At 57.3% G+C, this 11,895-nt stretch carries 11 protein-coding genes and 4 tRNA genes; all 15 read left to right on the top strand.

Going from position 1 to position 11,895, the window contains the following annotated elements:
* The first annotated feature begins 265 nt into the window (after window positions 1-265).
* The 15 genes from birA (at window position 266) to rpoB (ending at window position 11,865) form a co-directional block, all read left to right on the top strand.
* Window positions 266-1,225 carry a bifunctional biotin--[acetyl-CoA-carboxylase] ligase/biotin operon repressor BirA gene (gene birA / locus ACIOAU_RS21530; RefSeq protein ID WP_150571018.1) on the top strand — a complete coding sequence of 320 codons (960 nt, stop codon included), beginning with the start codon at window positions 266-268 and terminating at the stop codon, window positions 1,223-1,225.
* On the top strand, window positions 1,215-1,964 hold the full coding sequence (locus tag ACIOAU_RS21525) for a pantothenate kinase (RefSeq protein ID WP_101322356.1): 750 nt from the start codon (window positions 1,215-1,217) through the stop codon (window positions 1,962-1,964). The genes birA and ACIOAU_RS21525 overlap by 11 nt, the downstream gene beginning before the upstream one ends.
* A 7-nt stretch (window positions 1,965-1,971) precedes the next feature.
* A complete protein-coding gene (locus ACIOAU_RS21520) occupies window positions 1,972-2,397 on the top strand; it encodes a hypothetical protein (RefSeq protein WP_101322355.1) in 426 nt (141 codons plus the stop codon).
* 144 nt (window positions 2,398-2,541) lie between these two features.
* Window positions 2,542-2,626: transfer RNA gene (locus ACIOAU_RS21515), tRNA-Tyr, on the top strand.
* A gap of 23 nt (window positions 2,627-2,649) precedes the next feature.
* A tRNA-Gly gene (locus ACIOAU_RS21510) sits at window positions 2,650-2,723 on the top strand.
* A gap of 26 nt (window positions 2,724-2,749) precedes the next feature.
* Window positions 2,750-2,825 (top strand) — tRNA-Thr (locus tag ACIOAU_RS21505).
* A 79-nt stretch (window positions 2,826-2,904) separates the two neighbouring features.
* The gene (gene tuf / locus ACIOAU_RS21500) at window positions 2,905-4,098 is read left to right on the top strand and encodes an elongation factor Tu (RefSeq protein ID WP_401184493.1); all 1,194 of its coding nucleotides are present in this window, start codon (window positions 2,905-2,907) and stop codon (window positions 4,096-4,098) included.
* A 55-nt stretch (window positions 4,099-4,153) separates the two neighbouring features.
* Window positions 4,154-4,229: transfer RNA gene (locus ACIOAU_RS21495), tRNA-Trp, on the top strand.
* Window positions 4,230-4,273: 44 nt separating this feature from the next.
* On the top strand, window positions 4,274-4,642 hold the full coding sequence (gene secE / locus ACIOAU_RS21490) for a preprotein translocase subunit SecE (protein WP_101322354.1): 369 nt from the start codon (window positions 4,274-4,276) through the stop codon (window positions 4,640-4,642).
* Between the two features lie 9 nt (window positions 4,643-4,651).
* Window positions 4,652-5,185, top strand: a complete 534-nt coding sequence (gene nusG / locus ACIOAU_RS21485; protein ID WP_101322353.1) for a transcription termination/antitermination protein NusG — start codon at window positions 4,652-4,654, stop codon at window positions 5,183-5,185.
* Between the two features lie 119 nt (window positions 5,186-5,304).
* Entirely contained in the window at window positions 5,305-5,736 is a 432-nt protein-coding gene (gene rplK / locus ACIOAU_RS21480; protein WP_103435168.1) for a 50S ribosomal protein L11, read from the top strand.
* The gene (gene rplA / locus ACIOAU_RS21475) at window positions 5,736-6,431 is read left to right on the top strand and encodes a 50S ribosomal protein L1 (RefSeq protein WP_101322351.1); all 696 of its coding nucleotides are present in this window, start codon (window positions 5,736-5,738) and stop codon (window positions 6,429-6,431) included. Before rplK ends, rplA begins: the two co-directional genes overlap by 1 nt.
* 198 nt (window positions 6,432-6,629) lie before the next feature.
* A complete protein-coding gene (gene rplJ / locus ACIOAU_RS21470) occupies window positions 6,630-7,130 on the top strand; it encodes a 50S ribosomal protein L10 (protein WP_101322350.1) in 501 nt (166 codons plus the stop codon).
* A gap of 78 nt (window positions 7,131-7,208) precedes the next feature.
* Window positions 7,209-7,574 (top strand): 50S ribosomal protein L7/L12, encoded by a 366-nt coding sequence (rplL, locus tag ACIOAU_RS21465; protein ID WP_033703494.1) that lies wholly within the window; start codon window positions 7,209-7,211, stop codon window positions 7,572-7,574.
* 217 nt (window positions 7,575-7,791) lie between these two features.
* Window positions 7,792-11,865 (top strand): DNA-directed RNA polymerase subunit beta, encoded by a 4,074-nt coding sequence (rpoB, locus tag ACIOAU_RS21460; RefSeq protein ID WP_101322349.1) that lies wholly within the window; start codon window positions 7,792-7,794, stop codon window positions 11,863-11,865.
* Window positions 11,866-11,895 lie beyond the last annotated feature (30 nt).

The raw sequence follows: 11,895 nt of genomic DNA, 5'->3' as shown, positions 1-11,895 counted from the left end.
AGTGTGGGGTCTCCCCATGTGAGAGTAGGTCATCGTCAAGATTCATTTCGCAAAACCCCTATCTGCGCGAGCAGGTAGGGGTTTTGTCTTTTCCGCGATCCGGAAATCTGGGGTCGCAAAGCGGCACTAGCTCTCCATCTGACTGCCTGGCACTTCCAGGGCGCCGCGAACATTTCGCTCTATAGCTAGGCCCTGGGTCGCCTTTTCCTATGCAAGCCAGCAGGCCATGGCTATCATTCCAGCCTTATTCAAAGTCGAGACTGGCATGCTGAAGTTGTTGAATCTCCTCAAGGATGGCCGGTTTCATTCCGGGCAGGCACTCGGGGAAGCTCTCGGAGTGAGCCGCAGCGCCGTCTGGAAGCAGCTGCAGCATCTGGAATCCGAATTGAATCTGTCTATCCACAAGGTACGCGGTCGCGGCTACCAGTTGGCAGCGCCGTTGGCACTGCTTGATGCCGGCGTCATCGCTGCGCAATCCGAAGGTGAACTGTGGCCGCTGTACATCCATGACGCTATCGACTCGACCAATGCCGAGGCCCTTAGAGCAGTAGGGCAGGGCCAGGCCGCCCCCTTTGTGGTGCTGGCCGAGCGGCAAAGTGCTGGTCGGGGCAGACGCGGCCGGCAGTGGGTCAGCCCATTTGCCGAAAACCTGTATTACAGCCTGGTGCTCCGGATCGAAGGCGGCATGCGTCAGCTCGAAGGCCTGAGCCTGGTCGTAGGGTTGGCCGTCATGCGCGCGTTACACGGGTTTGGTGTAGAGCAGGCTGGCCTGAAATGGCCCAATGACGTGCTGGTTGCCGAGCAAAAGATCGCTGGCATCCTGCTTGAGCTGGTGGGCGACCCGGCCGATGTCTGCCATGTGGTGATAGGTGTCGGGATCAACGTCAACATGCAGACCAACGACCAGGTCGATCAGCAATGGACGTCAATGAAGCGTGAAGCCGGCGCGCCGATCGATCGCAATCTGCTGGTCGCGCGCCTCAATGTGCAGCTGCAGCATGAGTTGGCTCGCCATCGTCGTTATGGCTTTGCCGCGTTCCAGGAAGAATGGGAGCAGGCGCATGTCTGGCAGGGGCGCAAAGTCGCGCTGATCGCTGGTACCAGCCATACCCATGGCATCGTCCGTGGGGTAGATGGGCAGGGTGGCTTGCGGCTTGAGGTTGACGGTGTGGAAAAGAGCTTCAGCGGTGGTGAGCTCAGCCTGAGGTTGCGTGATGATTCTTGAGCTCGATTGCGGTAACAGCTTTATCAAGTGGCGCGTCATTCATGCCAGTGACGCCACTATTGTTGGCGGTGGGATTGTCGACTCGGATCAGGCCCTGCTTGTCGCCGTGCTGGGTTTGCCTTCGTTGCACCTGCAAGGCTGCCGAATCGTCAGCGTGCGCAGTGAAGAAGAAACCGCGGCGCTGCGCGCCGTTCTGTTTGCCGAGTTTGCCATAGATGCCCAGGTAGCCTTGCCAGCACAGGCCATGGCCGGTGTGCGCAATGGCTATGAAGATTACCAGCGGCTGGGCATGGATCGCTGGTTGGCCGTGTTGGGTGCTTATCACCTGGCCAAAGGCGCATGCCTGGTGATCGATCTAGGGACCGCAGCGAAGGCTGACTTCGTTGCTGCAGATGGCGAGCATCTTGGTGGCTACATCTGCCCAGGGATGCCGCTGATGCGTAGCCAGTTGCGCACGCATACCCGGCGCATTCGTTATGACGATGCCTCGGCGGAGCGGGCGCTGAGCACGCTCGCCCCCGGCCGTTCTACAGTCGAAGCGGTCGAGCGCGGTTGCGTGCTCATGCTGCAAGGGTTTGCTCGAACCCAGATCGAGCAGGCGCGGGCGTTGTGGGGCGATAGCTTTAGCGTATTCCTCACGGGTGGTGATGCGCCGCTTGTTCGCGATGCGGCTCCGCAGGCGCGAATCGTGCCGGATCTGGTATTTGTCGGCTTGGCCATGGCTTGTCCACTGGATTGAGGTGCCTATGCGTTGGTTGTTTCTGTTGCTGTTGGTGCTTAACGTCGTTTTTTACGTGTGGCATCAGCAGGAGGCGCCGTTGAGAGTCAAAGAGGTCGCGCCGCTCTCTCTTTATAAAGGTAATCAGCAGGAGATCCGCCTGCTGCGCGAGACGGGTGCTGCGGCGCCGGCGCGCCGCCGCGATGAATGCCTGGTAGTGGGTGGCCTGCCCAGCAAGGAGCAGATCGATGCGCTGCGCCAGCGGCTGCTGAGCCTGGACATTGACACGCAGCTCGTGGCTGGCCAGCTGCCGGGAGCTGACGGCCAGTGGCTAAAGGTTGCAGTTGAAAGCGAGCGTTTGCTGGACCAATCAATGGTCGAGAGTCTTTCCAAGGATTTCAAAGACTTAAAACGCAAAATTATTTTCTGCGGGGGTATTGCAACTGCTGAATAGCTTGATAGAATGGCGCCCGCTTCGCAGGGAACACCACTCAGGTGGTAGGACCGGAAGCTGTTGTCAAAGCAGCTAACTTCAAGATTTAATTGAAAAAAAGCTTGACAGCAGGACGGCAAAAGCTGAAAATGCCGCCCACGCTCAGGAGGGGTTCCCGAGCGGCCAAAGGGAGCAGACTGTAAATCTGCCGTCTTCGACTTCGAAGGTTCGAATCCTTCCCCCTCCACCATTTTAGCGAGAGCTGCAAGCTCCGCGGGTATAGTTTAGTGGTAGAACCTCAGCCTTCCAAGCTGATGATGCGGGTTCGATTCCCGCTACCCGCTCCAAGTTTGCTGTTATTGCACATTGTTTCGCTCTTGTAGCTCAGTTGGTAGAGCACACCCTTGGTAAGGGTGAGGTCAGCGGTTCAAGTCCGCTCAAGAGCTCCATATAACAAGGCAGATATGAAAATATCTGCCTTTGTTTTATCGGTAGTAGTGACTATTTTCTTCTGCGGAGGACTGTTCGATGGCTAAGGAAAAGTTTGATCGTTCCCTACCACACGTAAACGTTGGCACTATCGGCCACGTTGACCATGGTAAAACCACTCTGACCGCAGCTCTGACTCGCGTCTGCTCCGAGGTGTTTGGTTCGGCAGTCGTCGACTTCGACAAGATCGACAGCGCTCCAGAAGAGAAAGCGCGTGGTATCACCATCAACACCGCGCACGTCGAGTACAACTCGAAGATCCGTCACTACGCTCACGTCGACTGCCCGGGTCACGCTGACTATGTGAAGAACATGATCACCGGTGCTGCGCAGATGGACGGCGCTATCCTGGTTTGCTCGGCCGCCGATGGTCCGATGCCACAAACCCGTGAGCACATCCTGCTGTCCCGTCAGGTTGGCGTTCCTTACATCATCGTGTTCCTGAACAAGGCTGACCTGGTAGACGACGCTGAGCTGCTGGAACTGGTCGAGATGGAAGTTCGCGACCTGCTGTCCACCTATGACTTCCCAGGCGACGACACTCCGATCATCATCGGTTCGGCTCGTATGGCTCTGGAAGGCAAAGACGACAACGAGATGGGCACCACTGCCGTCAAGAAACTGGTAGAAACTCTGGACAGCTACATCCCAGAGCCAGAGCGCGCTATCGACAAGCCGTTCCTGATGCCAATCGAAGACGTATTCTCGATCTCGGGTCGTGGTACCGTTGTTACCGGTCGTATCGAGCGTGGCATCGTCCGCGTTCAAGACGCCCTGGAAATCGTTGGTCTGCGTGACACCACCACCACCACCTGCACCGGTGTTGAAATGTTCCGCAAACTGCTCGACGAAGGTCGTGCTGGCGAGAACTGTGGCGTTCTGCTGCGTGGTACCAAGCGTGACGACGTTGAGCGTGGCCAGGTTCTGGTCAAGCCAGGTTCGGTCAAGCCGCACACCAAGTTCACCGCAGAAGTTTACGTTCTGTCGAAAGAAGAAGGCGGTCGTCACACTCCGTTCTTCAAAGGCTACCGTCCTCAGTTCTACTTCCGTACTACTGACGTGACCGGTAACTGCCAGCTGCCGGAAGGCGTTGAGATGGTAATGCCAGGTGACAACATCCAGATGGAAGTCACTCTGATCAAGACCATCGCAATGGAAGACGGTCTGCGCTTCGCTATCCGTGAAGGCGGTCGTACCGTCGGCGCCGGCGTCGTAGCAAAAATTATTGAATAAGTAGTTGATTTCATAAGATCAGGTCGGCATAATGGCCGGCCTGGTACAGTGTTAAAGGTCAGTAGCTCAATTGGCAGAGCGACGGTCTCCAAAACCGTAGGTTGGGGGTTCGATTCCCTCCTGACCTGCCATTCACCTCGGTGTGATTGGCTTTCTTCTCACAGGATCCTCCTCGATGACTCCCAAAACTGAAGCCCAAGATTCGCGTTTTGATCTTTTTAAGTGGCTCGCTGTTGTTGCACTGGTAGTCGTTGGTGTCGTGGGTAATCAATATTACTCCGCCTCTCCGATTCTGTACCGCGTACTCGCACTTCTAGCTCTGGCTGCTGCTGCTGGCTTCGTTGCCTTGCAGACTGCAAAGGGCAAGTCGTTCTTTGCGTTGGCGAAGGAAGCTCGTACCGAGATCCGTAAAGTCGTGTGGCCGACCCGCCAAGAAACCATGCAAACCACGCTTATCGTTGTGGTCGTTGTATTGGTTATGGCACTGCTGCTGTGGGGTCTCGACTCCCTGCTCGGCTGGGCGGTTTCCTTGATTGTTGGCTAAGGGTGTCCCGTGGCTAAGCGTTGGTACGTTGTGCATGCTTACTCGGGTTACGAGAAGCATGTGATGCGCTCTTTGACTGAGCGTGTCAAGCTGGCTGGCATGGAAGACGGTTTCGGCGAAATTCTGGTTCCGACCGAAGAAGTCGTCGAAATGCGTAATGGCCAGAAGCGCAAGAGCGAGCGTAAGTTCTTCCCTGGCTATGTGTTGGTCCAGATGGAAATGAACGAAGGTACTTGGCACCTTGTCAAGGATACCCCTCGTGTAATGGGCTTCATTGGTGGTACTGCAGACAAGCCTGCACCCATCACCGATAAAGAAGCTGAGGCTATTCTGCGTCGCGTTGCCGACGGCAGTGACAAGCCGAAGCCAAAAACGCTCTTTGAGCCAGGTGAAGTGGTTCGTGTTGTTGACGGTCCCTTTGCTGATTTCAACGGTACCGTTGAAGAAGTTAACTACGAAAAGAGCCGGCTCCAAGTGGCGGTGCTCATTTTCGGTCGTTCCACTCCGGTGGAGCTCGAGTTCGGCCAGGTCGAGAAGGTCTAGGCGAACGACGCATCCCATACCCCGCAGCCCTATGTGCTGCGGGGTTTTGTCGTCACTGGGATAAAACGCACGTAATCCGGGGAGCCTTCAGGCGTTCGTACCCGATATTGGAGTAGCTCATGGCTAAGAAGATTCAGGCTTACATCAAGCTGCAAGTAAAGGCCGGCCAGGCCAACCCTAGCCCACCCGTTGGTCCAGCACTGGGTCAACACGGTGTGAACATCATGGAATTCTGCAAGGCCTTCAACGCCCGTACTCAGGGTCAAGAAGCCGGCCTGCCGACTCCTGTGATCATCACTGTTTACAGTGACCGTAGCTTCACCTTCGAAACCAAAAGCACCCCTGCTTCGGTTCTGCTGAAAAAAGCAGCTGGCCTGACCAGCGGCTCCGCGCGTCCTAACACCGTCAAGGTGGGTACTGTGACCCGTGCTCAGCTGGAAGAGATCGCCAAGACCAAAGAGGCTGATCTGACTGCCGCTGACCTGGATGCGGCCGTGCGTACCATCGCCGGTTCTGCTCGCAGCATGGGCCTCAACGTGGAGGGTGTGTAATGGCTAAGCTGACCAAGCGCCAAAAGGCTATTGCTTCGAAAATCGAAGCTGGCAAAGTCTACAACTTCGAAGACGCAGCAGTGCTGCTGGCCGAACTCTCCACCGTGAAGTTCAGCGAATCCTTCGACGTTGCCGTCAACCTCGGTGTTGACCCGCGTAAATCCGACCAGGTCGTTCGTAGCGCTACTGTGCTGCCACACGGCACTGGCAAGACCGTACGCGTTGCCGTGTTCACCCAGGGTCCTGCTGCTGAAGCCGCTCTGGCTGCCGGCGCTGACCGTGTAGGCATGGACGATCTGGCTGCCGAAATGAAAGCCGGCGACCTGAACTACGACGTAGTCATCGCATCCCCGGATGCCATGCGCGTTGTTGGTCAACTCGGCCAGGTTCTCGGTCCTCGTGGCCTGATGCCTAACCCGAAGGTTGGTACCGTGACTCCAGACGTAGCTACCGCGGTTAAAAACGCCAAAGCTGGTCAGGTTCGCTACCGCACCGACAAAAACGGTATCATCCACACCTCCGTTGGCAAGGTTGGCTTCGAAGCCGGCAAGCTGAAGGAAAACGTTGAAGCCCTGATCGCTGATCTGAAGCGTATCAAGCCGGCTTCCTCGAAAGGTATCTACGTCAAGCGCGTTACCCTGAGCACCACTATGGGCCCAGGTCTGGTCATCGACCAGAGCTCGCTGGACGCGTAAGACAAAGCCGGCGTGCTCAGGCACGCCAGCTGCAAAAATTGGGGTCCCTGCCTGGCGGGGGCTATCCAAGACCGTAGGCGGCGCAAGCCTTAAACACCCAGCCTACGCAGATGGTGCTCCCGGTTCCTTACCGAATCAGACACCAAAACGACATCCGGCTTCGGCCAGATGAAACGGTAACAAGCAGGAGTTTTACCCGTGGCAATTAAACTCGAAGACAAGAAGGCCATCGTCGCTGAAGTCAACGAGGCTGCCAAAGTCGCTCTGTCCGCTGTCGTGGCTGATGCCCGTGGTGTGACTGTAGGCGCAATGACCGGACTCCGTAAAGAGGCTCGTGAAGCTGGCGTATACGTACGTGTTGTACGTAACACCCTGCTCAAGCGCGCTGTTGCTGGCACTGACTTCAGTGTCCTCAACGACGCCTTCACTGGCCCGACCCTGATCGCTTTCTCCAACGAACACCCGGGCGCTGCTGCTCGTCTGTTCAAAGAGTTCGCCAAGGGTCAGGACAAGTTCGAGATCAAGGCAGCTGCGTTTGACGGCAAGTTCATTGCAGCGAACGAAATCGACGTGTTGGCTACCCTGCCGACCCGCGACGAAGCCATCGCAAGGCTGATGAGCGTTATCCAAGGCGCTACCAGCAAGCTGGCTCGTACCCTGGCAGCCATTCGCGACCAGAAAGAAGCTACCGCTGCCTAAGGCAACGAAGCGCTTTCAAAATCATACGTTTAATTTGATGGCTGCGTAGGCCTTCACCCCAATACAGGATTTAAGTCAATGTCCCTGACTAACGAACAAATCATCGAAGCAATCGGCCAGAAAACCGTTCTGGAAGTTGTTGAACTGATCAAAGCAATGGAAGAAACCTTCGGCGTGACCGCCGCTGTTGCCGCTGCTGGCCCAGCTGCTGCTGCCGCCGTTGTTGAAGAGCAGACCGAATTCAACGTCGTTCTGCTGGAAGCTGGCGAGAAGAAAGTAAACGTGATCAAGGCAGTTCGTGAACTGACCGGTCTCGGCCTGAAAGAAGCCAAAGAGAAAGTCGATGGCGCTCCTCAGGTTGTAGCTGAAGGCGTTTCGAAAGAAGCCGCTGAAGACGCTAAGAAGAAGCTGGAAGAAGCAGGCGCTAAAGTCGAACTGAAGTAATTTCGACTTTGCGACTCCAGCCGGAGCGTTGAGCTAAGGCTGACGGCTGGTGGCTTTTGCCACCGGCCTTTTTCCGTTATTGGCGGCCGACCAGGTCGGCCCCGATAACGTGCTGTAGCCACCTAGAGGGTGGAGCAAACCATGGGGTTTGCACGATTTTCTGGTTGCTCCCGCCGGGAGACGCCAAACAAGCAGGTGACCAAGCTGGGGAACGCTGATGGCTTACTCATACACTGAGAAAAAACGTATCCGCAAGGACTTTAGCAAGTTGCCGGACGTGATGGATGTGCCTTACCTCCTGGCCATCCAGCTGGATTCGTATCGCGAATTCCTGCAAGCGGGAGCATCCAAGGATCAGTTCCGCGACGTCGGTCTGCATGCTGCCTTCAAGTCGGTCTTCCCGATCATCAGCTACTCCGGCAACGCTGCCCTGGAGTACGTTGGCTATCGTCTGGGCGAACCGGCTTTCGACGTCAAGGAATGCGTCCTGCGCGGCGTGACGTTCGCCGTACCGCTGCGGGTCAAGGTCCGTCTGATCATCTTCGACAAAGAGTCGTCGAACAAAGCGATCAAGGACATCAAAGAGCAAGAAGTCTACATGGGTGAAATTCCCCTGATGACTGAGAACGGTACCTTCGTTATCAACGGTACCGAGCGTGTGATCGTTTCCCAGCTGCACCGTTCGCCGGGTGTGTTCTTCGACCACGACCGTGGCAAGACGCACAGCTCGGGCAAACTGCTGTACTCGGCTCGTATCATTCCTTACCGCGGCTCCTGGTTGGACTTCGAGTTCGACCCGAAAGACTGCGTATTCGTGCGTATCGACCGTCGCCGCAAACTGCCGGCCTCGGTACTGCTGCGCGCGCTGGGCTACAGCACCGAAGAGGTACTGAACGCCTTCTACACCACCAACGTGTTCCACGTTACCGGTGAAAGCCTGAGCCTGGAGCTGGTACCTCAGCGCCTGCGCGGTGAAGTTGCGGTCATGGACATCCATGACGAAAATGGCAAAGTCATCGTCGAGCAAGGCCGTCGTATCACTGCACGCCACATCAATCAGCTCGAGAAGGCTGGCGTCAAGCAGCTGGACGTGCCGATGGAGTACGTACTGGGTCGCACCACTGCCAAGGCAATCGTGCATCCGGCTACCGGCGAGATCCTGGCTGAGTGCAACACCGAGCTGACCACCGAGCTGCTGATCAAGATCGCCAAGGCTCAGGTTGTTCGCCTCGAGACGCTGTACACCAACGACATCGACTGCGGTCCGTTCATTTCGGACACCCTGAAGATCGACACCACCAGCAACCAACTGGAAGCGCTGGTCGAGATCTACCGGATGATGCGTCCAGGCGAGCCGCCAACCAAGGATGCCGCCGAGACCCTGTTCAACAACCTGTTCTTCAGCGCCGAGCGGTACGATCTGTCCGCTGTTGGCCGTATGAAGTTCAACCGTCGTATCGGTCGCTCCGAGATCGAAGGTTCGGGCGTGTTGAGCAAGGAAGACATCGTTGACGTGCTGAAGACTCTGGTCGACATCCGTAACGGTAAAGGCATCGTCGACGACATCGACCACCTCGGCAACCGCCGTGTGCGTTGTGTTGGTGAGATGGCCGAGAACCAGTTCCGGGTTGGCCTGGTGCGCGTTGAGCGTGCGGTCAAAGAGCGTCTGTCGATGGCAGAAAGCGAAGGCCTGATGCCGCAAGACCTGATCAACGCCAAGCCGGTTGCGGCGGCGGTGAAAGAGTTCTTCGGTTCCAGCCAGCTCTCGCAGTTCATGGACCAGAACAACCCGCTCTCGGAAATTACCCACAAGCGTCGTGTCTCTGCACTCGGCCCTGGCGGTCTGACCCGTGAGCGCGCTGGCTTTGAAGTCCGTGACGTACACCCGACCCACTACGGCCGTGTGTGCCCGATCGAGACCCCTGAAGGTCCGAACATCGGTCTGATCAACTCCCTGGCGGCGTATGCCCGCACCAACCAGTACGGCTTCCTCGAGAGCCCGTACCGCGTGGTGAAAGAGGGTGTGGTTTCCGACGACATCGTGTTCCTGTCGGCGATCGAAGAAGCTGACCACGTCATCGCCCAGGCTTCGGCCACCATGAGCGAAGACAAGCGTCTGATCGACGAACTGGTAGCAGTACGTCACCTGAACGAATTCACCGTCAAGGCGCCGGAAGACGTCACCCTGATGGACGTTTCGCCGAAGCAGGTAGTTTCGGTTGCAGCGTCGCTGATTCCGTTCCTCGAGCACGACGACGCCAACCGTGCGTTGATGGGTTCGAACATGCAGCGTCAGGCTGTACCAACCCTGCGCGCCGACAAGCCGCTGGTAGGTACCGGCATGGAGCGCAACGTTGCCCGTGACTCCGGCGTCTGCGTCGTGGCTCGCCGTGGCGGCGTTATCGACTCGGTCGATGCCAGCCGTATCGTGGTTCGCGTTGCAGATGACGAAGTTGAAACCGGTGAAGCCGGTGTCGACATCTACAACCTGACCAAGTACACCCGCTCGAACCAGAACACCTGCATCAACCAGCGTCCGCTGGTCAGCAAGGGTGATGTGGTCAAGCGTCATGACATCATGGCTGACGGTCCGTCCACCGATATGGGTGAGCTGGCTCTGGGTCAGAACATGCGCATCGCGTTCATGGCGTGGAACGGCTTCAACTTCGAAGACTCCATCTGTCTGTCGGAGCGCGTGGTTCAGGAAGATCGCTTCACCACTATCCACATTCAGGAACTGACCTGTGTGGCGCGTGACACCAAGCTTGGGCCTGAGGAAATCACTGCAGACATCCCGAACGTGGGTGAAGCTGCACTGAACAAACTGGACGAAGCCGGTATCGTTTACGTGGGTGCTGAAGTCGGCGCTGGCGACATCCTGGTCGGCAAGGTCACTCCGAAAGGCGAGACCCAACTGACTCCGGAAGAAAAACTGCTGCGTGCAATCTTCGGTGAAAAAGCCAGCGACGTTAAAGACACCTCCCTGCGCGTGCCAACCGGCACCAAAGGTACTGTCATCGACGTGCAGGTCTTCACTCGTGACGGCGTTGAGCGCGACAGCCGTGCCCTGTCCATCGAGAAGACCCAGCTGGACGAGATCCGCAAGGATCTGAACGAAGAGTTCCGCATCGTTGAAGGCGCAACCTTCGAGCGTCTGCGCTCGGCGCTGAACGGCCAGGTTGTCGACGGTGGCGCGGGCCTGAAAAAAGGCACCGTGGTCAGCGACGAAGTCCTCGACGGTCTGGAGCACGGCCAGTGGTTCAAACTGCGCATGGCCGAAGACGCGCTCAACGATCAGCTCGAGAAGGCCCAGGCCTACATCGTCGATCGTCGCCGTCTGCTCGACGACAAGTTCGAAGACAAGAAGCGCAAGCTGCAGCAGGGCGATGATCTGGCACCGGGCGTACTGAAGATCGTCAAGGTCTACCTGGCTATCCGCCGCCGCATTCAGCCGGGCGACAAGATGGCCGGCCGTCACGGTAACAAAGGTGTGGTCTCGGTGATCATGCCGGTCGAAGACATGCCGCACGACGCCAACGGTACTCCGGTAGACGTCGTACTGAACCCGCTGGGCGTACCATCGCGTATGAACGTCGGGCAGATCCTCGAAACCCACCTCGGCCTCGCGGCCAAAGGTCTGGGCGAGAAGATCGACCGGATGATCGAAGAGCAGCGCAAAGCCACTGAGCTGCGCAGCTTCCTCACCGAGATCTACAACGAGATCGGCGGTCGTCAGGAAAGCCTGGAAGACTTCACCGACGCTGAGATCCTTGCTCTGGCGCACAACCTGAAGAAAGGCGTGCCTATGGCTACTCCAGTCTTCGACGGTGCCAAGGAAAGCGAAATCAAGGCCATGCTGAAACTGGCTGACATGCCAGAAAGCGGCCAGATGGTGCTGTTCGACGGCCGTACCGGCAACAAGTTCGAGCGTCCGGTGACCGTTGGTTACATGTACATGCTCAAGCTGAACCACTTGGTGGACGACAAGATGCACGCGCGTTCCACTGGTTCGTACAGCCTGGTTACCCAGCAGCCGCTGGGTGGTAAGGCGCAGTTCGGTGGTCAGCGTTTCGGGGAGATGGAAGTCTGGGCGCTGGAAGCATACGGCGCGGCGTACACTCTGCAAGAAATGCTCACAGTGAAGTCGGACGACGTGAACGGCCGTACCAAGATGTACAAAAACATCGTGGATGGCGATCACCGTATGGAGCCGGGCATGCCCGAGTCCTTCAACGTGTTGATCAAAGAGATCCGTTCGCTCGGTATCGATATCGATCTGGAAACCGAATAACACGTGACGCGAATGGGAGCGGGGCTGTAA

Origin of the sequence: Pseudomonas sp. NPDC088322, assembly GCF_044740745.1 — a bacterium.
GTDB classification, from domain to species: domain Bacteria; phylum Pseudomonadota; class Gammaproteobacteria; order Pseudomonadales; family Pseudomonadaceae; genus Aquipseudomonas; species Aquipseudomonas shirazensis.
The sequence above is the reverse complement of the archived record's forward strand: the minus strand, read 5'-3'. Positions and strand labels throughout refer to the sequence as shown.